This is a genomic window from Paenarthrobacter sp. 10L412, assembly GCF_056395565.1.
Map to the genome: position 1 here is coordinate 1 of NZ_JBFTJT010000010.1, position 24,635 is coordinate 24,635.

General features: G+C 63.4%; 21 protein-coding genes. 8 read left to right on the plus strand and 13 right to left on the minus strand.

The window, feature by feature from the left end:
• The 3 genes from AC1DD7_RS14670 to AC1DD7_RS14680 form a co-directional block, all read right to left on the minus strand.
• Positions 1-1,176 (minus strand): DUF222 domain-containing protein (locus AC1DD7_RS14670; RefSeq protein WP_477515565.1); only part of this gene is annotated, 1,176 nt, incomplete at its 3' end.
• 53 nt (positions 1,177-1,229) lie between these two features.
• Complete coding sequence (locus tag AC1DD7_RS14675; protein ID WP_477515566.1) at positions 1,230-1,634, minus strand: (R)-mandelonitrile lyase; 405 nt, start codon at positions 1,632-1,634, stop codon at positions 1,230-1,232.
• 22 nt (positions 1,635-1,656) lie between these two features.
• Positions 1,657-2,595 carry a helix-turn-helix transcriptional regulator gene (locus tag AC1DD7_RS14680; RefSeq protein ID WP_477515567.1) on the minus strand — a complete coding sequence of 313 codons (939 nt, stop codon included), beginning with the start codon at positions 2,593-2,595 and terminating at the stop codon, positions 1,657-1,659.
• A gap of 130 nt (positions 2,596-2,725) precedes the next feature.
• Between AC1DD7_RS14680 and AC1DD7_RS14685 the strand changes: the two genes are divergently transcribed.
• On the plus strand, positions 2,726-3,769 hold the full coding sequence (locus tag AC1DD7_RS14685; protein ID WP_477515568.1) for an NAD(P)-dependent alcohol dehydrogenase: 1,044 nt from the start codon (positions 2,726-2,728) through the stop codon (positions 3,767-3,769).
• 82 nt (positions 3,770-3,851) lie between these two features.
• Positions 3,852-6,560, plus strand: a complete 2,709-nt coding sequence (hrpB, locus tag AC1DD7_RS14690) for an ATP-dependent helicase HrpB (protein WP_477515756.1) — start codon at positions 3,852-3,854, stop codon at positions 6,558-6,560.
• Between the two features lie 18 nt (positions 6,561-6,578).
• On the opposite strand, the gene AC1DD7_RS14695 is transcribed toward hrpB, so the two are convergent.
• Positions 6,579-8,222, minus strand: coding sequence for an amidohydrolase (locus AC1DD7_RS14695; protein WP_477515569.1), 1,644 nt, complete (start codon positions 8,220-8,222; stop codon positions 6,579-6,581).
• A complete protein-coding gene (locus AC1DD7_RS14700) occupies positions 8,212-9,669 on the minus strand; it encodes an APC family permease (RefSeq protein WP_477515570.1) in 1,458 nt (485 codons plus the stop codon). Before AC1DD7_RS14700 ends, AC1DD7_RS14695 begins: the two co-directional genes overlap by 11 nt.
• A gap of 155 nt (positions 9,670-9,824) precedes the next feature.
• On the opposite strand from AC1DD7_RS14700, the gene AC1DD7_RS14705 reads away from it, so the two are divergent.
• The 3 genes from AC1DD7_RS14705 to AC1DD7_RS14715 all read left to right on the plus strand — a co-directional run bounded on the left by AC1DD7_RS14705 (position 9,825) and on the right by AC1DD7_RS14715 (position 13,426).
• Positions 9,825-10,442, plus strand: a complete 618-nt coding sequence (locus AC1DD7_RS14705) for a TetR/AcrR family transcriptional regulator C-terminal domain-containing protein (RefSeq protein WP_477515571.1) — start codon at positions 9,825-9,827, stop codon at positions 10,440-10,442.
• Positions 10,439-11,197, plus strand: a complete 759-nt coding sequence (locus AC1DD7_RS14710) for a M50 family metallopeptidase (protein ID WP_477515572.1) — start codon at positions 10,439-10,441, stop codon at positions 11,195-11,197. Before AC1DD7_RS14705 ends, AC1DD7_RS14710 begins: the two co-directional genes overlap by 4 nt.
• Before the next feature lie 144 nt (positions 11,198-11,341).
• A complete protein-coding gene (locus AC1DD7_RS14715; protein WP_477515573.1) occupies positions 11,342-13,426 on the plus strand; it encodes an elongation factor G-like protein EF-G2 in 2,085 nt (694 codons plus the stop codon).
• A gap of 4 nt (positions 13,427-13,430) precedes the next feature.
• Here the strand turns inward: AC1DD7_RS14715 and AC1DD7_RS14720 are convergent, their stop codons facing one another.
• Entirely contained in the window at positions 13,431-14,096 is a 666-nt protein-coding gene (locus AC1DD7_RS14720) for an alpha/beta hydrolase family protein (RefSeq protein ID WP_477515574.1), read from the minus strand.
• A 113-nt stretch (positions 14,097-14,209) separates the two neighbouring features.
• Between AC1DD7_RS14720 and ligD the strand changes: the two genes are divergently transcribed.
• Positions 14,210-15,235 carry a non-homologous end-joining DNA ligase gene (gene ligD, locus AC1DD7_RS14725; RefSeq protein ID WP_477515575.1) on the plus strand — a complete coding sequence of 342 codons (1,026 nt, stop codon included), beginning with the start codon at positions 14,210-14,212 and terminating at the stop codon, positions 15,233-15,235.
• Between the two features lie 14 nt (positions 15,236-15,249).
• Positions 15,250-16,374: a serine hydrolase domain-containing protein gene (locus AC1DD7_RS14730; protein ID WP_477515576.1), complete on the plus strand. Its 1,125-nt coding sequence runs from the start codon at positions 15,250-15,252 to the stop codon at positions 16,372-16,374.
• Between the two features lie 25 nt (positions 16,375-16,399).
• Here AC1DD7_RS14730 and AC1DD7_RS14735 read toward each other — a convergent pair whose 3' ends face one another.
• From AC1DD7_RS14735 to AC1DD7_RS14765, 7 genes are all read right to left on the minus strand, one after another.
• Positions 16,400-17,020 (minus strand): L-threonylcarbamoyladenylate synthase, encoded by a 621-nt coding sequence (locus AC1DD7_RS14735; protein WP_477515577.1) that lies wholly within the window; start codon positions 17,018-17,020, stop codon positions 16,400-16,402.
• 20 nt (positions 17,021-17,040) lie between these two features.
• Positions 17,041-17,856, minus strand: a complete 816-nt coding sequence (locus AC1DD7_RS14740; protein ID WP_477515757.1) for an ABC transporter permease — start codon at positions 17,854-17,856, stop codon at positions 17,041-17,043.
• Between the two features lie 94 nt (positions 17,857-17,950).
• Positions 17,951-18,925 (minus strand): ABC transporter ATP-binding protein, encoded by a 975-nt coding sequence (locus AC1DD7_RS14745; protein WP_477515578.1) that lies wholly within the window; start codon positions 18,923-18,925, stop codon positions 17,951-17,953.
• Positions 18,926-18,965: 40 nt separating this feature from the next.
• Entirely contained in the window at positions 18,966-20,123 is a 1,158-nt protein-coding gene (locus AC1DD7_RS14750) for a LolA family protein (RefSeq protein WP_477515579.1), read from the minus strand.
• Between the two features lie 166 nt (positions 20,124-20,289).
• Positions 20,290-21,360, minus strand: a complete 1,071-nt coding sequence (locus tag AC1DD7_RS14755) for an SIS domain-containing protein (RefSeq protein WP_477515580.1) — start codon at positions 21,358-21,360, stop codon at positions 20,290-20,292.
• A 40-nt stretch (positions 21,361-21,400) separates the two neighbouring features.
• Positions 21,401-22,336 carry an N-acetylglucosamine kinase gene (locus AC1DD7_RS14760; protein WP_477515581.1) on the minus strand — a complete coding sequence of 312 codons (936 nt, stop codon included), beginning with the start codon at positions 22,334-22,336 and terminating at the stop codon, positions 21,401-21,403.
• On the minus strand, positions 22,333-23,766 hold the full coding sequence (locus AC1DD7_RS14765) for a sugar porter family MFS transporter (RefSeq protein WP_477515582.1): 1,434 nt from the start codon (positions 23,764-23,766) through the stop codon (positions 22,333-22,335). The genes AC1DD7_RS14760 and AC1DD7_RS14765 overlap by 4 nt, the downstream gene beginning before the upstream one ends.
• A 112-nt stretch (positions 23,767-23,878) precedes the next feature.
• Here AC1DD7_RS14765 and AC1DD7_RS14770 point away from each other — a divergent pair, with 112 nt between their 5' ends.
• Positions 23,879-24,625 (plus strand): GntR family transcriptional regulator, encoded by a 747-nt coding sequence (locus tag AC1DD7_RS14770; RefSeq protein ID WP_477515583.1) that lies wholly within the window; start codon positions 23,879-23,881, stop codon positions 24,623-24,625.
• The last annotated feature ends 10 nt before the right edge of the window (positions 24,626-24,635 follow it).

A 24,635-nucleotide genomic window follows, 5' to 3' on the forward strand; every position in this document is an offset into this window, starting at 1 on the left:
CTTGATCCCGCCGCCGCTCTGCCCGTTTTCGCTGCCTTCGTTGGTGTCGCCGCCGTTCCCGTCGCCTTCGCCAGTGGCATTGGTGGTTCCCGACTCATTACCGTTTCCGGTGGTGAGTCGGGGGTTGGTGGCGGTGTTCATGGCGGTGGCCAGGGTTTCGTATTGTTCCGCGGTGGCGAAGATTTCGATGTGGTGGAGCCCGTGGCGGCGTCGACGACGGAAGAACGCGCCTTGGAGTTGGCGGAGAACTTCCTCGGACGGTTCGGGACCGTCTTGGTCGATCGAATCGACCCAGCGTTTGGCCATTTTGGTGACGAAGTCCGGGTCGGATTCAACGGCCGTGGCGGTGAGGGCGTGTTCCATCCGGGTGAGGGTGTCGTCATCGGTGAGCAGCCGGACTTTATCCAGTGCGCTGCTGATGATCGTCGCGGAGCGGGAAGGCACCAGGGCTGAGGAGAGGGCTTCGGCCAGCACTTCGCGCCGGGCCGGGATCTCCTGCCCGGCCATCCCGGCCTGCCGAAGGACGTCGGGTGCGAGGGCGAGCCGGCGGTTGGCTTCGCTTTTGCTGATCCGCAACCGGGCCCGAAGGAACTCAGCGGCATTCCGGTACCCGTCATCCAGGACGCTGGCCGTTCCCGTAACCGTCGCACCCGTGGCTGGTTCAGTCCAACCGGTCCGCCACTCCGGCGCGCCGGCCGACGACCCCGGCGACGCTTGCTGTGCTTCCTTCCGGGTCCTTTCCACCGCCTGCGCTGCGACAACCTGCAAGTACTCCAAGGACCGGGAGATCTCCTCGATCCTGCCGGCAAAGTCAGCGGCCTCAACAAACCCAAACAGCCGCGCCGCATCGGCCGCTGCGGACAACCGCAAGGGGTCCAGAAGAGCCGCGCCATCCTCAAGAAGAGCCGCCGGGACCTGTCCGGGCGCCGCAGGATTGGGATGCCTATTTTCGAAAGGGGAGTTCGGCTGAGCAAGCGCAGCGTCGTTGCCCAGCCTGGCTCTGTTGCCCAGCCCGTGGAAATGGCCGATCGCGGTGATGGGCGCCGTCGAATCCTTGAACCCCGCCCTGACCAAGTCCGGCATGCTCAAGAAGCGCCGTGACCGGGCAGCGGCCAGGGCAGCAACAACAGGGGACGGTTCCGTCCGAAGTGCTGTCAGCTGCCCCATATCTTCCATGATCAAATCATTTCATCGGGGGCTGACATTATTAGGAAGCCCGCTAAGAACCCTCAGCCCGGATAGCCATACTCCTCATCTGTCATTAGCTCGCCCCACGTTGTTTCGCAACCGTCGGTGGCTCCGGTTGTCTCCCACATGGCAAGGTGGCTCATGAAATGCTCCGGAGCAGCACCGTGCCAGTGCCATTCGCCCGGAGGCGTATAGATGGTGTCACCTTGACGGACCACTTTCACCTCGCCTCCGCGCGCCTGGACCAGGCCCACACCGTCCGTCACGTGGAGCGTCTGACCAGCCGCATGGGTGTGCCACGCCGTTCTAGCACACGGAGCGAAGCGGACGATGTTCACCCGCAGTCGGGAGGGCTCGTCTCCCTTGGCGATGACGTCGAAGTAGACGTCGCCGGTGAAGAGCCCTGACGGTCCCTTGGTGCTGGTGGTCTTGGGGGTTATGTCCATTGTTCCTTTTTTCGTTGCGGAATTAGTTGCGGTTCGTCTTGCGGAGGTCGTGGCCGGATTCAGACGCGCCGGATTCGGACGTGCCGGATTCGGACGTGCCAGCTTCAGACGCGAGTGTGGTGGCAGCCCAACTCGCCAGCAACCGCAGGGCATCCTCGGTTCCGGTGCCAGGCTCCGCGTTGTAGATGGTCATGGTCAGGCCGTCGTCGGCGGACAACTCAAACGCCTCATAGAGCATGTGCAGGTCCCCGACGATCGGATGCCTGAACTGCTTCTTCCCGGTGTAATGCTGCCGGACGTTGTGCGCCGCCCAGCGCATGCGGAATTCTTCGCTGCGGGTGGACAGCTCACCCACGAGGTCTGTGAGTCCACGGTCGTAGGGGTTACGCCCGGCCTCGGTCCGCATGATGGCCACGGTGTCGTTCGCAGCCCGTTCCCAATCGGTGTAGAAGTCGTGGCTGCGAGGGTCAAGGAACAGGAAGCGGGCAAGGTTGGGCGGCCCGAAAGGAGTGTCAAAGCTATCCCAGTACAGTGCTCTGCCCAAAGCGTTGGTTGCGAGGATATCGAGCCGGCCATTGCGGACGAAGGCAGGCGAATTCGTGATCGCGTCCAAGGTGAGTTGGACACCCTGTCGGATGGACTGCTTCCGTACCGGACGCCGCCGCAGCCGGCCGCCGTCGTTGGCCGCACGGGCGAGGTCGAAGAGGTGTGCCCGCTCGGCGTCGTCCAGTTGCAGAGCGTTGGCCAGTGCCTCGAGGACGCTCTCCGAGACGCCTGAGAGGTTCCCCCGCTCCAAACGGGTGTAGTACTCAACGCTTACGCCGGCAAGCATGGCAACTTCGCCGCGGCGGAGCCCAAGGACGCGCCGATTGCCGCCATAGGCGGCCAGCCCAGCTTGCTCGGGGGTGATCTTCGCTCTTCGGGTAGAGAGGAAATCGCGCGTCTCGGTCCTGTTGTCCATGTTTCCAACGGTATGGCTTTTGGCCCTCCAAGGGAGTCCCTGTCATTACCCCTAACAGCAGTAACTCCTTGCATTTTGGAAAAGAGGGTTAGATGGAAACATCCACTAATCTTCATCACGCAGGAGAAACATGCCTTCCGCTAACGCTTATGCTTCACCTTCGGCCACGGGCGACCTCACCCTGACCACCATCGAACTTCGCGAGGTTGGACCTCACGACGTCCACATTGACATCAAATTCGCTGGCATCTGTCACTCGGACATCCACACTGTGCGCGGGGATTGGGGTCCCCAGCAGTACCCGCTGGTCCCTGGCCACGAGATTGCGGGCATCGTTACCGAAGTTGGCCCGAACGTCACCAAGCACAAAGTGGGCGACCGGGTTGGTGTCGGCTGCATGGTTAACTCGTGCAAAGAGTGCAGGAACTGCTTGGCGGGCGAGGAACAGTATTGCCTCAACGGCAACGTGGGCACCTACGGCGCAGTTGACCGTGACGGCACGATCACCCAGGGCGGATACTCGAGCAGCGTTGTCGTGAACGAGGACTTTGTCGTCACCATCCCTGAAGCGCTGGATCTCGACGTCGCCGCACCGCTGCTGTGCGCAGGCATCACGACGTTCTCCCCGCTGCATCACTGGGAGGCCGGTCCTGGCAAGAAGGTCGCGATCGTGGGCTTGGGCGGCTTGGGCCACATGGGCGTCAAGATTGCCCACGCCATGGGTGCCGAGGTGACGGTCCTCTCGCAGTCCCTGAAGAAGATGGAAGACGGCCTGAAGCTGGGCGCTGACCACTACTACGCCACCAGTGATCCTGCCACGTTCGAGCAACTGGCAGGCACGTTTGACCTCATCATCAACACCGTCAGCGCGTCCATCGACATCAGCGCTTACCTGCAGCTGCTGAGCCTTGACGGAACGCTGGTAAACGTTGGCGCGCCGGCCGAGCCGCTGCCCGTGAATGCTTTCGCCCTCATCGGTGGGCGCCGCAGGTTCGCCGGCTCCATGATTGGCGGAATCCGTGAAACCCAGGAGATGCTGAACTTCTGTGCCGAGCACGGGCTCGGTGCCGAGATCGAGGTCATCCCGGCCAGCAAGATCAACGAGGCCTATGAGCGCGTGCTCGCCTCCGACGTGCGTTATCGCTTCGTCATTGACACGTCCACCATTGGCTAACAAGCTGGCCTAAAAGCACGACCACTGAAAGGGCCACGCCTCCTCACAGCCGTCAGGTTGACCGAGGGGCGTGGCCTTTTTAGTGCTGGCAAGCAGGGACAATGGTGTGGTGACTTTCAGACTGGACACCATCGGGGCAGGGCTGGTCTTCGCTGATTCCTTGGGGAAGCTCGCCACCGCTTTGGAGAGTCAGGGCGACGGCGGAACGGTGGTCGTCCAGGCACCGCCCGGGACAGGAAAGACCACCCTGGTTCCTCCACTGCTGGCCAACTTTGTGGGGGAGAGGCACCCGGGCCAGCCCCGCGTCGTCGTCACCCAACCGCGCAGGGTGGCCGCGCGCTCAGCCGCCCGCCGTCTTGCCTCACTCGACGGCAGCCGCTTGGGCAGCCGAGTGGGTTTTACGGTCCGCGGCGAGAGCAAATCGGGTTCGGACACTGTGGTGGAGTTCGTCACTCCCGGCATTCTCTTGCGGCGCCTCCTGGCTGATCCCGGACTTGAGGGAACGCAAGCGGTGATCCTGGATGAGGTCCACGAGCGTGGACTCGAAACCGACCTGCTCGTGGGCATGCTCGCGGAAGTCCAGGAACTCCGCGGCGACCTCACGCTGGTGGCCATGTCGGCAACCGTTGACGCCAGGCGTTTCGCCGCATTATTGGGGCGAAGTGGGTCGGGAGAGGCCGACGACGGCACGCCGGCTCCCGTCGTCGACTGTCCTTCCGTGTTGCATGCCCTGGAGGTCGACTGGGTTCCGGCCGCAGGTCAGCGCCTGGACGAGCGCGGCGTGGCATACAGCTTCCTGAATCATGTTGCTGAAACAACGGTGGGTGCCCACGAGGAAGCGCTCAGGGAAAACCCCGACGTTGACGCTTTGGTCTTCCTCCCAGGCGTCCGTGAAGTTTCCGACGTCGCCAGCCGGCTCCGCGGGCGGGTCCGGGCCGGTGTTGAAGTACTTGAGCTGCACGGCCAGATCGGTCCCGACGCCCAGGACCGTGCGGTTTCCGGCCGGGAACCCGGCGACCCTCCTCGAATTATCGTGTCAACGGCGTTGGCCGAGTCGTCACTCACGGTGCCGGGTGTCCGGCTCGTCATAGATTCCGGCCTGTCACGTGAACCGCGTCGTGACGCGGGCAGAGGCATGTCCGGACTGGTGACGGTGTCCTGCTCAAAGGCTTCGGCCGAGCAGCGGGCCGGACGCGCAGCGCGCCAAGGACCAGGCAGGGTGGTTCGGTGCTACGACCAGCAGGCCTTCGCCGCCGCGCCAGCGCATCAAACCCCCGAGATTTCGGTGGCCGACCTCACCAGCGCCGCTCTGGTGCTCGCTTGCTGGGGAGCCCCCGGGGGCCGTGGGCTTGCACTGCCCGACGAACCACCGCGTGCCGCTATGGATGACGCCGTGGAGGTCCTGCGGGAACTCGGTGCGGTGACAGTGGAAGGAACTGTCACGGACTTGGGCAGGACGCTCGCGAAGATCCCGGCAGACCCTCGGCTCGCCCGCGCACTGCTGGATGGTTCTGCGCTGGTTGGCCGTCGCCTTGCCGCTGAAACGGTGGCACTGGTAGCCGGTGATCAACGCGCGCCTGGTGCCGATCTCGCAAAGCTCTTGGCGGCAGTTCGTTCCGGATCAGACCCGGCAGCCCGACGATTCGCCGAAGACGTCAAACGGATGGAATCGCTCGCGCGCCAGGAGACGTCCTCCACCGTGGATAGAACTGTGGATCAACAAGGCGTCCATCAACAACCGGCACTGGATGTGTCAGTGGGGGAGGCGCCCGGGTTCGTGGTCGCGTTGGCCTTCCCGGACCGTATTGCCAGGCGGGTTCCCGGCCAAGGGGCACCAACATATCTGCTGACATCGGGCACCAGGGCTGGTCTGCCCGCAGGTAGCTCGCTGGCCGGGCACGACTGGTTGGCCGTGGCGGAGGTTTCCCGCGCCCAAGGCAGGGACGCCGCGGGCACGGGAGCCGTGATCCGATCGGCGGCGCCCCTGTCCGCTGAGCTGGCGGCCGCTGCGGCGCCGGAGCTGTTGGTCGAGGACGTAACGGCACGTTTCGCCCAAGGACGGGTGACCGCCAAGGTTGAGCGGAAGTTGGGAGCCCTTGTGCTGTCCTCGACGCCCGTGCGCCCCAGCGTGGAGCAGGGCCGTCAAGCTGTTGCGGTTGCACTGGAAAAGGCAGGACTCTCGATGATCGGGTGGTCCGCTGCGGCAGATGCGCTGCGCCGACGTCTGGCTTTGTTGCACCGGGAGCTCGGCGATCCATGGCCCGATGTCAGCGAATCCGCGCTGGTGGGCAGGTTGGATGACTGGCTTGCCCCGGAGCTCGAATCCATGGCCACCGGCACCCCCACCACCGCCATTGACCTCAGCGATCCACTCCGGCGCCTGCTGCCCTGGCCCGAGGCCGCCAACCTGGACAGCCTGGTGCCTGAGCGACTTCAGGTGCCCAGTGGCTCGCGGGTGCGAATCGAGTACCCGGAGGTCTCTGAGGGGTTTGACGGCTCCGATCGAAAGAACGCGGAGCACGACGGCGGTAGCCCGGTTGTGGCGGTCAAGCTGCAGGAGTGTTTCGGCTGGGACCGCACGCCTCGCCTCGTTGGCGGAAGGGTACCGGTGCTATTCCACCTTTTGTCTCCGGCAGGCAGGCCGTTGGCAGTGACAGGTGATCTCGCATCGTTTTGGTCCGGGCCCTATGCCCAGGTTCGGGCAGAGATGCGTGGGCGCTACCCCAGGCATCCCTGGCCCGAGGACCCGTGGACGGCGCCGGCTACGTCCAAAACCAAGAACCGGATGTAGCTCACCGGACCACTAAGGCTAGGCGAGCCTTTCCAGCATGAATTGGATCTTGCCGTCCACGAATGTTCCCAACACGCTGCTGGAGGCAAACTCATCCGGCGCCGTGGTCATTGGATCGCGTTCGAACGCGGTGAAGTCGGCGCGCTTGCCCACCGTGATCGAGCCCGAAACGTCCCACAGTCCCGCAGCCCGTGCCGCATGTGAGGTGTAGCCCTCAAGCGCCTGGAGTGCGGTGAGTGCCTGGGCAGGTGCGATCGGTTCCTGCTCCGGATGTCCTGAACGGCGCCGCAACTGGGCGTCTGCCATGATTGGCAAGGGCTCGTAGGGAGCGATTGGCCAGTCAGAACCGATGCCCACGGTAACTCCAGCCTCACGGAGGTCCCTGCAACGCCATGCGCGGTCGGCACGGACCTTGCCAAGCCTGGTGGACCAATTGTCACTGTGGTCCGCCACGGAATAGTGCGTGCAGTGCGTGGGCTGCATGCTCGCCACCACTCCGGCGTGCTGGAAGCGTTTCACCAGCTGGTCGGGCACCGTTTCGATGTGTTCGATCCTGTGGACGGTCTGGCGGAGCACGTCCGATGGCACAACGCCGCGGAGGGACTCCAAGGCGTCCAGGACATGTTCCACGCCGGCATCGCCGATGGCGTGGGTCGCCGTCGGGATGCCGAGGGAGGCAAAGTATCGAACCGCTGCTGTGTATTCTTCGGGCCGCGGCCAGAACGGCGCAGTGGATTGGCCGTACAGGTCCGGCTCGTAAAGCCACGCGGTCCCGTTGTCCACGGTTCCGTCAACGAACAGTTTGATGGCCTCGACTGACCAGCGGCGCCCGCCGGTGCCTACAGTGCGGGCAAGTCCCTTCCACTCAACCTCGCGCGTGCCCGGCATGCACCACGGCGCACTCCGCAGCCGCAGGGGCAGCTCGCCGTCGGCTTCCAAAGCCTGAAAAAGTGCCGCCGACTCCTCGTCGTGGTCCATGACGTGCCCGCCGGTCAGGCCCGACCTGGCGAAGTCCCGGAGCAAGTTGCCCAGGCGCGTCTTGCGATCCTCAAACGATTCCTTGGGAATGTGACGCTGCACCAGTTCAATGGCCGCTGCTTCCAGGAGCATCCCGGTGGGGACGCCATCGGCGTCGCAGACCACCTCGGCGCTCTGGTCAAATTCAACGCGGCCACGGATCCCGGCCACTTCGAGTGCCCGGCTGTTCGCCAACGCCGAATGGCCGTCGAACAACCGGATCATGGCCGGCCGGTCTCCGGAGACCTCGTCGATCACACTCCGGTGCAGGGGTACTGGACCAAACGCGTTCGGGTTCAGACCCCAGGCACGCAACCAGCCGCCGTCGTTTGCTGGGTTTGCCTGCAGCAGCGCGCGTACTTCAGCCAAAGTGGACGCGCCTGACAGGTCGCAGCCAATGGTCAGGTCCAGGCCAAACACGGGGTGGATGTGGCAATCAACCAGGCCCGGCGTGAGTGTTGCACCGCCAAGATCCACTACCCGGGTGCCCGGCTTACGCCACTCCTGCGCATCCTCCCGGGTTCCGATGGCGGCAATCATCCCGTCGCTGACGGCAACGGCCTGAATGTCTGGCCCGGAGCCGTTGGCCGGGCGGTCGTCGAGCGTGTGGATGGTGTCAGCAAGGACGATGAGGTCAGGAGTCATGGGTTTCGAAGCTTCCAATCCGGGCGAAGATGTCAGGGCGGGTGGTGCGCAATCTACGGGCTATCAGCAGGCCCGCCAGGAAAACGAGGGGGGTCGCCAACACGAGGATGGTGTTGGTGAAGGCATCGGCGAAAGTCAGGAGCTCGATGTTGATGGCGATCAGGGCAACCACGCCGAAGAGCAGGATGGCTGAAGCGATGCTCAAGGGAATCAGCAGCCGGTTGGTCACGGCCTCCGGATTGCGCCGAAGATAGATGAAAGCTGCCACGGACACCAGTCCCTGCAAGGCGACAATGCCGAAGATACCGGGGGTGTTGACCCAGATCAGCAGCTGCTTGTAGGGATCGGCGCCTGCGATGGCGCAAATGATGATGACGACGGCGGCGAGGGCTGTCTGGATTTGCCCGGCGCGGTGCGGGGACTTGTACTTCGGATGGGTCTTGCCCAGGAATGCCGGAAGGACGCCGTCTTTGGCGAGCATGTAAACGTAGCGGTTGATGGCATTGTGGAATGCCAGCTGGGAGGCATAGACGCTGGTCACGATCAGCACGTACATGACAACTTCTGCCCAAGGACCCACGTAGTGGTTGATGGTGGCGAAGAACATGCCGTCGGCCAATTCACCGGCAGCGGCCATCACGTCACCGTCGCCGTAGGCCTGGATGACTGTCCACACGATGAAGGCGTAGAACACGGACATGAAGCCGACGGCAATGTAGGTTGCCCTGGGCACGGACTTGTCCGGGTTGCGGGCCTCACGGCGGTACAGCACCGTGGACTCAAAGCCCATGAAGGCGGCGAAGCAGATGGCAAGAATGGCCAGGACGCCAGGGGTGAAGGCATGCTCGGGAGAGAACGAGGCAACGCTGATGCCTTGTGCGCCGCCGTGCGCCAGAATGCCGGCGCCCATGACGGCAAGAATGGCGGTCTCGGCAATAAGCAGCACACCCAGGACTTTGGCCCCAACGTCGATGCCCCGATAGCCAAGGAACCAGACGGCGGCAACGGCCACCAAGGCTACGGCCGGCCATGGGACATCCAGGCCGAAGAGTGTCCGGAGCATGGCCTGGGTCTGGACTGCGAAGAGCCCGTAGACGCCGATCTGCAGGCAGTTATAGGAAACGATGGCGAGAATGGCGGAGGCAAGCCCGACCGTTTTTCCCATGGCAAGTGTGATGTAGGTGTAGAAGCCGCCGGCTGCTTTGACGTGCTTGGTCATGGCCATGAAAGCCACAGCGAAGATCAAGAGAACGGCGCCGGCGATGACGTAGCCCATGGGGGCGCCAATGCCGCCGATGCCAATGGCCACAGGTGCCACACCGGCCATCACGGTCAAGGGGGCTGCTGCGGAGATCACCAGGAAGGCAATGCCGCCGGTGCCGATGGCGTTCTTCTTGAGCCCGTTTCCAGCATCCGCTGCAGGAGGGCGGGTTTCGATTTCAGACATGGTGTCCTCGGAGGTCTAATGCGGGGAGATTTGGGGGAGGAGCCGATCGATAAGCGAAAGGCTTTCGTTTATCGTAAGGCCTTGTGATTGGGGGCACAATACCTTTGCCGAAACTTCTGGCTAGAGTCGTAACAACACATTGATTGGAGAACCCAATGCCACGCCCGCTGGTTCCGCTGATATCCATCGACGCACTCGTCACGGCCGCCTTGGAGCTGGTGGACGAGGCCGGGGACTTCAGCCTGCCCAAATTGGCCAAGAGGATCGGCGTCAGTCAATCGTCGATTTACAACCATGTCAGCGGCCGGGAAGAAATACTGGAGCTGATGCGCGGACGGATCATCGCCCAGAGCCCCTACACGCTCCACGAAGGGCAGGACTGGGAGGAGGCCCTCAGGGTTATTGTCCGAAGCTACCGCGACGCGTTCGCCCGGCACCCCCGGCTGGCGCCCCTATTGGTGCTGCAAACGGTGCAGGACGATCAGGTGCTGGCTCTCTATGAGAATCTGGCGGTCGCCTTGGAAAATGCCGGTTTCCAGGGGCAGGATGTGGTTTCGGCGATCTCTACGATCGACAGCTTTGCCTTGGGATTTGCCTTGGACCTGGCCGCTCCCGACGTCGTGTGGGCACCTCCGGTTCACGGCTACCCGGCCCTTACCCAGGCGCTAACGCACGCGGGTCCGCCGGACCAGCGTGGTGAAGCAGCCTTCGATTTCGGTTTGGAGATCCTGGTTGCGGGACTCCGTTCACGCCTCAAATCCTCTGTGCTGTGAACGGTCCTGTGAACGCAGCTGTGAACCCTGTACAAACCTGGTGGGCGGCTGTGGTCCGTGGCTTCACCGACGTCCACACTACTGCCGTGCCCCTACCTGCGTTGTTGGCGATTCTCGCCGCAGCAACCATATTGAGCATCCCTCGAGCCACCTGGCGATGGTTCGGCCTGTACGTGACCTTCGTCCATGAGCTTGGCCATGCCTATGCCGCCCTCATGACGGGGCGCTTTGTCCACAGTCTTCGCATTGGACTGGATCATTCGGGCCGCCTCGTCAGCAGCGGCCGGAGCCCCTTTGGTGCGGCCTGGTCGGGGTTCTGGGGATATCCAGCGCCCGCAGTCGTGGGACTTGCCTTGATTGCCGCGTTCGCCGCCGGCCGATCAGGGGCTGCGATGTCTTTAGGTGCCCTCATCCTGCTGGTCTCCCTGATTTTCCTGCGCAACCTGACAGGGATCCTCGTGGCGGTGGTCAGCGCAGCTATCGCTCAGCTTTTGGTCTTCTTCGGATCGCCCACCATCGTCAACTATGCTGTGCTGGCCCTGGGGATCGCCCTGTCAGTGGGTGCTGTGCGCGACCTTTTCAAGCTCGCCGGCGTCCATACACGGCGCCGGGACCGGCTCGCAGCGTCGGACGCCTACATCCTTGGCCGAACCACGGGTGTCCCATCATTCCTGTGGCTGACAGGATTCTCCGTGGTCATCACAGGAAGCACAGTCACCTCAGCATGGTTGTTATGGGGGATGGTCCGGGCCTAGTACCCGTTGGCCGCTTCGCCGCCAGCTCTTCGGCCGCGGCTGGGTCTTGCCCTGTGGTCGCCTCAGGGTGTCCAATCCTCTTACACGTTCGAACCTTTCGGCGCGTTCGAACTCCGAGCTTGGATACGACACCAGGAGGTGCTCATGTCCGCGAAGGGCACACGGGAGACGGCCAAGGCGGCCGGACCCGGCACACCCGAGTCCCGACGAAGCGAGAACGGTACGGCTCTGGCGGCAAGTGATCCTGCCAAGATACGCAACGTGGCACTCGTGGGGCATTCAGGTGCGGGGAAATCGATGCTGGTAGAAGCGCTGTTGGCTGCCACCGGCGCCATCGCCAGGATGGGCTCGATCACCGAGGGAACCACCGTCAGCGATTCAGACCCTTCAGCCATCCATCAGCAAAGGTCCGTCACCTTGTCAGTGGCCCCGATCCTGGTGGGCGAGGTCAAAGTGAACCTGATTGACACTCCGGGGTACACGGATTTCACAGGGGAATTACGAGCAGGATTGAGGGCCGCCGATGCGGCCCTCTTTGTCGTCTCCGCCGTGGACGGCATCGACGGCGCCACCATCGCGTTATGGGGTGAATGCGAGAAGATCCGCATGCCGCGGGCTGTCGTAGTCAGCCGCCTGGACCATCCCCGCGCGGACTTCAGCGCCGCCGTCGTGCGTTGCCAGGAAGCCTTCGGTGAGTCTGTCCTCCCGCTGTACCTGCCCTCCGGCGGAGGGTTGGCAGCGGTGCTCGAGGGGAACAGCGATGATCCTGCCGTGGAGGAAGCCCGCGGCCCTTTGATTGAAGGGATCATTGCCGAAAGCGAAGACGAGACTTTGATGGACCGCTACCTGGGCGGTGAAGAGTTGCCGCTGGAGGACATCATCACGGACCTGGAAACCGCTGTGGCCAGGGGCTCCTTCTTCCCTGTGATGGCTACCTCGGCGGAGACGGGTTTGGGACTTCCTGAGCTCATGGCACTGATGATTGATGCTTTGCCTTCGCCGCTGGAACGCGCGGCGCCACCAGTGATGAAACTCGATGGTTCGTCCTTGAAACCACTGGAGTGCGATCCTGCAGGACGCCTGGCTGCCGAGGTGGTGCGGACCACGGTGGATCCATTCCTGGGGCGCGTCTGCTTGGTCCGTGTTTTTTCCGGAACCCTCCGTGAAGATTCAGCCATCCACATCGGCGGCAGGGGATTGGCGGACAGGGGCCACGAGGACCACGACAGCGATGAACGCGTCACGCATCTGTATTCGCCGGTCGGATCGAGCCTGAAGGCTGTTTCGCAGTGCATCGCCGGTGACATTTGCGCCATCAGCAAGCTGGCAAACGCGGAAACCGGGGACACTGCCTCGGACAAGGACGCCCCACTGCTGATCGAAACCTGGAACATGCCTGAGCCGCTGATGCCCATAGCGATCGAAGGAATGTCCCGTAGCGATGAGGACGCGCTGGCCAAGAGCATTGGCAAGGTAGTCGCAGCAGATCCGACGCTTCGGGTGGAACGCAATCAGGACACGCACCAGTTGATTCTGTGGTGCATGGGTGAAGCTCATGCGGAGGTGATACTGGACAGGCTGCGCAACCAGGGCGTCAAGCTTCAAACAGTGGAGGTCATCACGCCGCTGCGGGAAACCTTCGCCAGCAAGGCCGCAGGGCACGGCCGGCATGTCAAGCAATCAGGCGGACATGGACAGTTCGCCATTTGCGACATCGAAGTTGAGCCGTTGGCGCGCGGGGAGGGGTTTGAATTCGCTGACAAGACGGTGGGCGGTGTTATTCCCGGTACGTTCGTCACTTCCGTGGAAAAGGGCGTGCGCTCACAGATGCTCAAGGGCGTTTCGGCCGGGTTCCCCGTGGTGGATATCAAAGTCACCTTGGTGGGCGGAAAAACCCACAGCGTGGATTCCTCCGACGCAGCCTTCCAGGCAGCCGGCGCGTTGGCGCTTCGCGAAGCCGCGGCAACGGCCAGGATCCAGTTGCTGGAGCCCGTGTCCGCCGTAGTGGTCAGTGTCCCGGACGAACACGTGGGGGCGGTGATGAGCGATTTGTCGGGCCGGAGGGGACGAGTGACCGGAACAACGGCAGCCAACGGCGAAGGTACTGAGATTACGGCCGAAGTCCCTGACCAGGAACTTCTGCGCTACGCCGTTGAGCTTCGGGCCCTGACAGCGGGCACCGGCCGCTTCCGGCGATCCTATCTGCGTCACGAACCGGTGCCGAAGTAGTTCCTCAACTGTTGTCCCTGATGAACCCCGCTACCGCGGGTGCAAGCGAGGCACCTATCTCGGCGGCACTGCGCTTGAGGCCCTTGACCACGAACGAATGGTCGGCATTTTCGCTCCACTGGAGAGTCGCCGTCGGGCCTATCCTGGCCACCACGGACTCCAGAAGTTCCGGCGTCGCGAATGTATCGCGGGTGCCCTGGAGGAAGAGCATGGGCACGGTTATCCCGTAGAGGTGTTCATCGCGGAGCTTCTCCGGTTTGCCCGGGGCATGGAGGGGATACCCGAGGTACACCAGGCCACTCGTGGGCATTCCCTCAGCCACGGCCATGGATGCCATCCGACCCCCAAAAGATTTTCCCCCTGCCCACAACGGTTCATCGCCTGCGAGCTCCTCGGCCTTTTCCATGACGGCCCGCCACGTGGCGATGGCTGCCGGCGGACGGTCGGGGAACCGTCGCCCCGCTTCCCGGTACGGAAAATTGAAGCGCAGCGTACTGACGCCTTCCTCCGCCATCGCATCGGCAAATCCCTGCAGGAAGGGATGTTCCTTTCCTGCTCCGGCGCCATGGGCAACAACGAGAGTGGCGAACGACTTCTCCGGACGGACGTGGATTGCCGATACCTTGGTGTCTCCCACGGCAACAGTCAGGGCGGTTTCAGTGTTTGGCATGTATCCATCATGGTGCAGTTTGGCCTTGGAGCTGTCAGGCACTACTTCGCGCCGCCCGAAAAAAGGAACGCGGGATGCTGACGGGAACGCCCTGGACGGGGTAGCTTGTGGCCATGGCGAGCGAATCAGCAACAGTCTCCGTGCCCGGTCCCGAGGGCCCCCGCGAAGTTCGAATTTCAAGTCCAAGCCGCGTCATGTGGCCTGAGGCCGGGCTGACGAAACTGGACCTGGCCAACTATTTGGTGGATGTGGGCGATGCTTTTGTGGCGGCCAACGGCAACCGGCCCGTCAGTCTCCAGCGGTACTCGGGCAACATCGAGGGCGAGATGTTCTTCTCCAAAAACCCTCCCAAGGGTGCGCCGGAGTATGTCCGCTCGGTCATGGTGACCTATCCGAGTGCCCGGACCCATCCGCAGTTGGTGATCGACGAACCCGCGGCCGCGGTGTGGGCAGCGCAAATGAACACGGTCGTTTTCCACCCGTGGGCTTCCCGTGCCAACGATCCCGACAATCCCGACCAGCTGCGTATCGATCTCGATCCCCAGCCTGGAACCGACTTTGGCGACGCCATACCGGCTGCGCAGGAACTCCGGGCCTTGTTGGACGAAGCCGGGCTGACGGCCTTCATCAAGACCTCGGGCAACCGGGGACTGCATGTGTACGCCCCCATCCACCCCAAGCATGAGTTCCTGGAAGTGCGCCACGCGGTGATCGCTGCGGGCCGGGAGTTGGAGCGACGGATGCCGGAGAAGGTCACCACGGCATGGTGGAAAGAAGAACGCGGGACCAGGATCTTCGTGGACTTCAACCAGGCCAACCGGGACCGGACGATTGCCGGTGCATACAGCCCGCGTGCCGTGCCGAATGCACAGGTATCGTGCCCGTTGGCGTGGGAAGAGCTGGAGAATGCAGATCCGGCCAAATACACCATCACCACAGTCCCGGACCGACTGAAGACAACGGGCGACCCTTGGGCCACTATGCATAAGAAGCCCGGAGACATCGACGTCCTTCTGCAATGGTGGGAGCGCGATGTCAAGAACGGCCAAGGCGAAATGCCGTTCCCACCGGAGTTTCCCAAGATGCCGGGGGAGCCCATGCGGGTACAGCCCAGCCGGGCGCGTAAGCAGGAGGAGTAAACGCAGGAGCAGGTGTGCATCCAGGTTCACGCCGGGGCATGGTGACCGCAACGCTTGTGAGCGGCCTGTTCCTCGCTGCCTGCACGGGCGAACCGCAGCCCAACCCGCTTCCGCCGGCACCAGCGACAAGCTCGACGGCGCCCCCTCCCACGGTGCCCGCGCCGCCCTCCACAGCAGCATCAGCCTCACCATCGGCAACACCTGCCTTTCGCGAGTTGCAGGCAACTTTGGAACTCTTTAGCCGGGAGATGCTCCAAAACGGTGCGCCCGCGGTGCTGATAGAGGCCAGAGCCGGGCAACAAGTGTGGAGGCATGCGGCAGGTGTCAGGAGCCTTGACGGAGGTGCTCCTGTGCAGGCGGATGATCCGATCCGGGTGGGCGGGCTCACGCGGACCCTGGTGGCAGTCTCCGTGTTGAAGCTGGTGGAAGAAGGCCGGCTGGTACTTGAGGATTCAATCGCCAAATACCTGCCGGGGATCGACGTCCTCCTGCCGCCGGAGCCAGAGTCAGTGACGATCCGGCAATTGTTGGGCCACACCGCCGGGACTCCCTATGCCAGCGGACTTTCGGATGATGCAGTCCTTGGCTTATTGGTGGAGCGGCTCCGGGGCGCTCCACTGGGCGCGGTGCTGCGAATGGGCATCCTGGATCCCTTGAACCTGCACACAACCATGGTGTTGGACGAGGGCCCCGTTCCAGACGCGCTGGTCCATGGTTATGCAGTGGTGCGGGATGAAACCGTGGACGTCACGCATTCCGCGCAGCCAGGCGGCCCGGCTTCAGAGGGCGTGATCGCCAGCGTGGGGGACATCAACGCCTTCTACGCAGCGTTGCTCAAAGGCCGGCTGCTGTTACCGGAGAGCCTCGTGGAGATGAAAGGTTCGGTTTTCGCCGATTACGGATTGGGCCTGGACCACTGGAAGGACACGTGCACCAACGGCTTCTATTACGGCCACTCAGGTGACGTACCCGGCTTTGGCACCATCTCGATCAGCAGTGCTGATGGGAACCGTCAGCTCACCATTTCCCTGGCCTACCCGCCGCTGCCCCTGTCCACACAGCCCTCGGCCATCGCCTTGGAACTGACAGGACTAGCCCAGGTTGTATTGAACGCGAGCTGCCGTTTCCAGTTCCGCTGATTGCGGTTCGACCTCCGTTGGAACCCTATTCGAACCGTGAAGGATCGCCCGTTCCGCGCCGCACTACTTCTGCCACGCCGCTGGAGAAGTCGATCACGGTGGTGGGCTCGGAACCGGTATCGCCGGAATCGATCACTGCGTCCACTTCGTTGTCCAGCCGTTCCTTGATTTCCCATCCCTGGGTCAGTGGCTCCTCCTGGTCAGGCAGGAGGAGCGTGCTGGACAGCAATGGTTCACCGAGTTCCGCAAGGAGCGCCTGGACCACTTTGTGATCCGGGATGCGCACGCCCACTGTCTTCTTTTTCGGGTGGAGCAGGCGCTTGGGAACCTCGCGGGTGGCCGGAAGGATGAAGGTGTAGCTGCCCGGGGTGACGGCCTTGATGCTGCGGAAAACATCGTTATCGATCATCACGAACTGCCCCATTTGGGCAAAATCCTTGCAGACCAGGGTGAAGTGGTGTTTGTCGTCCAGTTGCCGGATGGTCCGGATGCGATCCAAGGCTTCCCTGTTGCCAATCTGGGCACCCAGTGCATAGCAGGAGTCGGTGGGGTAGGCGATCAGCCCGCCGCTTTGCAGAATATTAACCACTTGGCCGATGGCGCGTGGTTGGGGATCTTCAGGGTGGACGTCAAAGAATCTGGCCATGCAGAGAGCCTACGGCAAAGCTAGGACAGGATGTCTTTGGTGGAGAATTTCCCGTAGGCCAGCGCGCCGCAGACGGCAATATAGCCGGCCTGGAGCAGCGCGTTTTCGCCAAACGATGTCCAGGAGACCGGCTGCCGCAGGAGGTCGGCGAAGCCCAGCCAGTGGTGGCTGAACAGCCAAGGATGCAGCCACTCCAGTTGTGGCAGGTTGTCCAGTACCTGCGATACCACCGAGAGGACGATCGTGGCGGCCATCGCCCCCACAGGTACGTCCGTGAAGGTCGAGATGAGGAGCCCGATCGCGGACAATCCCAGGAGCGAGACCGTGATGTAGGCAGCGATGAGCAACGAGCGCAGTACCGACTCGCCAACCCCGATCGTGTCACCGGAGAGCAGCGTGACAGGACCGATGGGGAAGAACACGACGCCGGCCAAGGCACCCGCGGCTGCGACCGTTGCCGTTGCGGCACAACAGAAAGCGATGGCCCCGGCGTACTTGACCAGCAGCAGGCGGATACGCCCCGCTGGCGCCAGGAGCAGATAGCGCAACGTGCCAAGGTTGGCTTCTCCGGCGATGGTGTCTCCTGCCACCACTCCGATGGTGAGGGGGAGGAACAGCGGGACACACACCACAAGGGCTGTCACAGCAACAAAGAGGCCGTTCTGGGTTATGCGATCCAAAAACAGTGGCCCACGGCCGGGTGTCGCTGGCCGGGAAGAGAGCTTGACGGCAAGGGCAATCAGGATCGGAACGGCGGCGAGGGCCACCAGCATGGCCCAGGTACGGAGGCGACGAAACAGCACGGATAATTCCGAGCCAAGCAACGCCCACCCCATCCTGGGAGGGACGGCACTGTCTTTGAAACTAACGTTTGTTCCGGCCCTTCCAGAAGTTCCAGCCACTTTTGCAGTCTCAACAGAGTCACCAGTTTCAGCCGACAACGTCGAACCCCTCTCCGGTCAAGGACACGAACCGCTCCTCCAGGCTTGCGTTCTCCACAGAGAAACCCCTGACACGGACGCCGTCGGCCACCAAGGCTGCAACGATCTCTTCAGGCTCAACGCCATCCAGTCCGTTTCCCTGGACCACCCCGCGGGCAGGCGCTTCGCCGGGTACCAGACCCAGGCGGGCCAGGACACGGGCAGCACGTTCGACGTCGGGCGTTCGCACTAAGACGTGCGCTTGCCCGGCAGAGCGCAGTTCGTCCAGCGGTCCTTGGGCCACCAGCCGTCCGGCACTCATCACCCCCACATGGGTGCACATCTGTTCCACCTCGGCCAGCAGGTGGCTGGAAACGAAGACGGTGGTCCCGCCGGCGGCAAGGGAGCGCACCAGGCTGCGCACCTCCCGCGTACCTTGGGGGTCCAGCCCGTTGGTTGGTTCGTCGAGCACCAGCAGTTCCCGCGGCCGGAGCATGGCATTGGCAAGCCCGAGGCGCTGTTTCATGCCCAGTGAGTAGGCACGTACCTTCTTCCCCGCTGCATGGCTCAAGCCGACGCGGTCCAACGCTTCGTTGACGCGCTGGCGTCGGGTGGAAGAGGATGCATGGCGGTCCGCGGAGTCCAACCGCAGCAGATTGGCAGTACCGGAAAGAAACGGATAGAAGCCCGGCCCCTCCGCCAGCGCGCCGACCTCGGGCAACACGGAGGCCAACTGCTGGGGCATCTCCCTGCCCAGAACCCGTATTTCACCGCTGTTCGCTGAAGCGAGACCCAGCAAAACCCGGATGGTGGTGGTCTTTCCCGAACCATTGGGCCCCAGGAAGCCGTAAACCGCACCACGGGGGACCGCAAGGTCAATGCCGTCCACCGCGGATCGGTGCCCAAAGCGCTTCACGAGGCCATGGGTTTCTATGGCAAGGTCAATGGGTTGGGAGCCGGGAGCAGCTTCACGGATCTCCGTCACAGGGCGCCGATCAAGGGGCGCCGATCATTGTGCACCCCGATCATTGGGCCGTCGCGGCTGATTCCAGCCGATCCAGAGGCACCAATCCCGCAAACACGCGGCCGTCGTCGAGAATGAGGACGCTCACCAGGGAGGTAGTCAACGCCCGTCCGCCACTCACGGGTTGCAGGGCCTGGGCGAGTTGCGGGTTCGATGTGAGTTCGGCGGGCGCCGTTCCAGCGGGCAAACCGATCACCGTGGCCCACCCTTCGCCGGTCACTGAAGGGCTGGGGTGGGGGAGCATAGGAGTGGCTGATCCCTCAGGTGTTGGAACAACAGCGTCAGGTGCCGGAGCAGAACCATCCGGAGCAGGCGCACTGGGGGCTGGGACAGGAGCATCCGGAGCTGGGACGGCAGGATCTTCCATTGCGGGTGGCAACGGCTTCATGGGGACCGGCTTCTCTGTGACAGTTGCACCGGCCGGAGGAGTGAAGTTAAACAAGGCCGCGTCAGGTGTGGAGAAGTTCACGTCGGTATAGGCAAGTGAGTACGCGGGCTCCGGCTGGCCCTTCGCTCGGACCTCGACGCCCAGCGGCAACCCGGTTTCGGAGTCGACGTCGATCGATACCGAATCAACCAAAGTTCCGTCACTGCGCGGCACCAAGCTCAGCCGGTACGCGCTGCGACCCGCCACAGTGGAAGCTTCGCCCACCGTTACCTCAGTGCTGGAATCAATGGCTGACAGGAAACGACTGGCCATTGCCTCCGGAGTGGGCATGCCGGGATGGGTTGTTTCACTTGGAAGGGAGTCTTTCTGCTCAGCCTTTAAGGGCACAGGGACGCTCAAGTGCGTCGCGCTGTTGTCAGCGGAGTTGTAGAACCAGGCATCGCCTCCATTGACCACAAAGTCGCGTTCGGCCATCCGGTCCATGATCTGCAGCCTGGCCTTGGAAGGGCCGTCCACGTATACCCGGGCTGTGTGCGAACCCGTGAGCAGCTCAAGTGCAGACGTGGCTCCGGGCACGATTCCCGGCCCAGCAGTTGGAACTTCAGGGAGCCCCAACTCCGCAGTTTGCACCACAGTGCCGGATAAAGCGCGCACCTCGGTACGGGCTATCATCGCCAGGATCTCGTCGGCCGTTTTGGGCGGCAGGGAGACAGTTGCGCCGGCCTGGACGGAGCCAATTAGCGCCGCCAGTGCCAGTGCAAGGGGAATCAAGAGAGCTGGCAGCCACCGCTGCCGGGCCCGCGCCATTGCTACCGACCACCACGCGTGAGAGGCATGAATCCAGACTACTCCCGTTACCTGAACGCATCATCGGTCCGCGTGGCTGGATGCTGCCTGCACATCCAGCCACGCACGGGTCCGCACCAGGTTGCTGCGCCTACCAGGTTTCGGTGACCTTCAGCAGGCCGCGCGGCGCATCCGGATCATTGCCGCGCTCCACCGACAACTGCAACGCCAATCGCTGGAGGGGCAGGATCTGCAGGATAGGAGACAGTTCCTCGGGCACGCCCGCAGGCAATGGAAGGACCAAACTACCTGGAAGGGCGGCAGAGGGATCGCCCACCACGCACACGTGCGCTGCGCGGCCTGCGAGCCTCTCCAGGACAGGGCGCATGGCCTTACCTCCGATTCCCTCCGGCACAACGGCAATCACAGGGTGCTGGGAGTCGATCATCGCGAACGGCCCGTGCAGGAGGTCCGCACCAGAGAATGCCTGGGCAGGAAGGTAGGAGGTTTCCATGAGCTTCAAGGCACCCTCCCTCGCCGTGGGGTAGGAATAGCCACGACCCGTGGTGATAATGCGATCGGCAAAGCGGTAACCACCAGCGACCTCCAGCACGGCGTCGTCCGCAAGGACGGAAGCGGCCCACTCCGGAAGGCCCGCCGCGCCGGCGGACGTTCCACCACGCCACGCATCAACCAACAACCACAGGGCCAGAAGCTGCGCCGTGTAGCTCTTGGTAGCGGCAACCGCAGTTTCGCTGCCCGCCCCAATATCCAGGTGATGCTCCGCGGCCCCAGCCAGCGGGGATTCCGGCGAGTTGGTCACCGCAACAGTGAGAGCGCCCAGACGACGCGCCGCCGCCGTCGACTCCACCAGGTCCGGCGAGCCGCCGGACTGGCTAACCGCCAACCACAGCACGCCCTCCAGTTGGGGCGTGGCGCCATAGGCAGTAAGGGTCGACGGCGACGCGAGGCCAACAGGCAGCCCCAACCTGATTTCAATGAGGTACTTCGCGTACAACGCCGCATGGTCACTCGTGCCGCGGGCGGCGAGCAGGACAAACCGTGGGGATGCCTTCTTGATGATGTCCGCCATGGCCAGGAACTGGTGGCGGCCCGAGTCCAGGAGTCCGGCAAGAACCTGGGGCTGCTCGCCGATCTCGTTGGTCATCTTGACGCCGGGAGTATGGTGCGAGACGTCTGGGGAGGTAGGAGTGATGATCATGGTTCCTGTCTGTTGTTCGAAGGGGCAAAATCTCTGGAAGTCAGGGCTGGATCAGCTGCCGCGCGAGCTTTACGGCTCCGTGCACCGGCGCTTGGCTCTGGATCCTGATCAGCGACGGATCCTCCAAGGCAACTTTGCGGGCAACAGCGCCCGCCAACTGCTGTTGATTGACCAGAAGCCCGCCAGCCATCACCAACGGCAGATCCAATCCGAGCTCGCCCAGCACTTGCCGGGCCAACGTGGCCAGGGAATGCGCGGCTTCCGCTTGAATCCGCAACGCAGCAGGATCACCTTCAACCGCAAGATCCAGGACCAGCGGGGCAAGGCCCGCCCAATGGTCCGGCTCTGGCTTGGCATAGAAGAGATCCATAAGCTGCAGCGCGTCCGCGCTCGCCGTGGCAGCCAAAAGGGCGCTGACCATAGTGCCGGGTACCAGTCCCGCATAGTACTCGCGCAGGGCCTCCCGGACGGCGTCACGGACCACGGAGTACCCTCCGCCTTCATCCCCGAGCAAGTAGCCGTAGCCGCCGCTGCGCGCTTCGCGCCCTTCCCGGTTCCGGCCCCAAGCTACCGAGCCGGTGCCTGCGACAAGGACCGCTCCGGCGTCGAGGTCTGCTGCGGCGAGGACGATGCGGGTGTCATGGACCACCTCAATCCTGGCGCCGGGAAAATACCCGGTAAGCAAAGCACTCAGGACTGCCCTGCTGGCAGGAGTATCCGCCCCTGCAGCACCGGCGCAAACCGCCTCAACACCAGCACCGACGGCGGCCGCGATCCGCCGCAGCACGGCATCTGCTCCCTGATGACCCACTGAGGACAGGTTGGCGCTCGCCTCGGTGATCTCCAGAGGTGCCTCGCTGCTCGTCTCCGGGCCCTGGCCTCGGCCCGGGTCCGAGCCCAGGTCCGAGCCCAGGTCCGAACGGACAGCATGTGTCTTGGAACCTCCAATGTGAAGGCCCAACACCGTCGGCGTCACCGGACAACCGCCGGTTCGGTGTTTTCCTGTGCGGGGATGTGTCCGGCCGCGTCAGGCTCCGGCCACTTCCCATCGTTTTCCCAGTACTGCTGTATTTCATCCAACGGGCGGCCCTTCGTCTCGGGAGCGAACTTGCGGACAAACATAAAGCCGAGGATAGCCAGAACACCGAACACTGCGAAGGTACCTGCACCACCCAAGCGCTGAAGCATGGTCAGGAAGAACGCTGCCACCAGGACATTGGCCACCAGATCGGAGGTCAGCATGGCGCTAGCTCCGAGTGAGCGGAGCCGGGAAGGGAAACTCTCGCCGGCGTACACCCACACCAGTGCACCGAACCCGAACGTGAAGCCAACCGTGAAAAGAAGGACGCCAAGGAAGCCGAGGACAGTGAGCAGCCCGCCGAAGTCCTGGCCGGCCATGAAGACACCTACCAACAGGACATTGGCCACCACCATCATCCCGATGCCGGTCAACAGCACCGGGCGGCGTCCCAGCCGGTCCACCAAGGACAGGGACACGAAAACAGCGACGAGCGAGGCCACCTGCACTGCCGCGGGAAGCAGCAGGAGCGCCGCGTTGCCGCTGAAGCCCATGGCTTCGAAGATCCTTGGGCTGTAGTAGACCACGGCATTGATGCCGGTGATTTGGATGAAGAAGCCCAAGCCAACCACAAACACGGTGGCCCGAAGGTAAGGAACGCGCAGCATCTCGCGCAGGCCGCCGCCGCGTTCTTCGCTGATGCCCCGCTGCATCTCGGCCAATTCTGCTTCCACGTCCGCGTGGGGCTCAATGGCGGACAGAGTTCGCCTGGCATCAGCAGTCCTGCCTCGCATCATGTACCACCGGGCAGTATCCGGCAGCTTGATCACTATGGCGAGGACAATGACTGCGGGGATCGCAGCAAGGCCAAGCATCCACCGCCAGGAGCCCGTGCCGGCAAGGGCGTAGGCGGCCAGGTAGCCGACGATGATGCCGAAGACGGTCGCCACTTGGTACGCCACCAAGAGGGCGCCGCGGACCTTCGCCGGCGCCGACTCGGCAACGAATACGGGAACCACCACCACGGAGACACCGATGGTGAGGCCCAACAGGAGGCGGGCGGTGAGCAGCGTCGGCACATCGCTGGACATTGCGCTGAGCACGGCGAAGAGGGCGTAGCCGATCGCGAGGCCCACCATGCAGGCTTTCCTGCCCACGCGATTGGATAGCCAGCCACCCACCAACGCCCCAAGGACTTCCCCGGCAACCACTGCGGTGGTCACCAGCTCCTGCTGGGATGTGGTGAGGCTGAATTGCTTGGTGATGAACAGCAGGGCGCCGGCAATGTTGGACATGTCGTAGCCGTAAATCACACCTATGGTGGCGGCGGCGCCGCCCACCAGGAGCCCGAGCTTGGGTGTTTGCCGTAGGTCTTGCAGGATCGACATCTTTGTCCCTTGGATCTGTGGAAAAGTAGGGGTTTTGCGGAGTTTTTCCGAAATTGGTTTAGACCAACCTGCACAAGATTGGCATAGACCAATGGCGTTGTCTACAAGTAGGATGTCCAATATGTCCACCGATGCCGCGCCGGCGATGCCCAAGTACTACGTCCTCAAGACCGAGCTGCTTGCCTCGATCGCCGGAGAGCAGCCGGGCACGCTCATTCCCACGGAGCGGGCGCTGGCAGAGAAGTACAAGACGTCCCGCACCACCGTGCGGCAAGCCATCAGCGAGCTGGTTGCAGAAGGGAAACTGGGCCGCATCCAAGGGCATGGCACCTTTGTCGCACCGCCAAAGATCACCCACGTGCGGCAGCTCACGTCCTTCTCAGACGACGCGAGGAACCAAGGCCTACGGCCTGATTCGCAGCTCCTCTCTCTGGCAGTGGCAAAGGCAGACATCGACGTCGCGGCGCATTTAGGGCTCGACGACGGCGCTGCTGTCACCCGGCTTGAGCGAATCCGGTTGATCGACGGCGAACCGCTGGCGCACGAGATCGCCTACCTCCCGGGCAAGCTGCCGCGCTTCAAGGCAAACCTCGAGAAGGCCGGTTCGCTCTATGCAGCCCTGGCCGACATATACGGCATCCACATCTCCGACGTCGAGGACACCGTGGAGACAGCACTGGCTGGGCCGGAGGACGTCCGGCTGCTCGGCATCGAAATGGGGGCGCCGTTGCTGGTGGTCCACCGCCTGGCACGGGATGCTGCCGGGGTTCCTGTCGAATGGACGCGCAGCACGTTTCGCGGCGATCGATTCCGGTTCGTCTCGCGGGTCAAGAGCGCCGCTTCAGCGAGCACCATCTGAAAACAGCTGC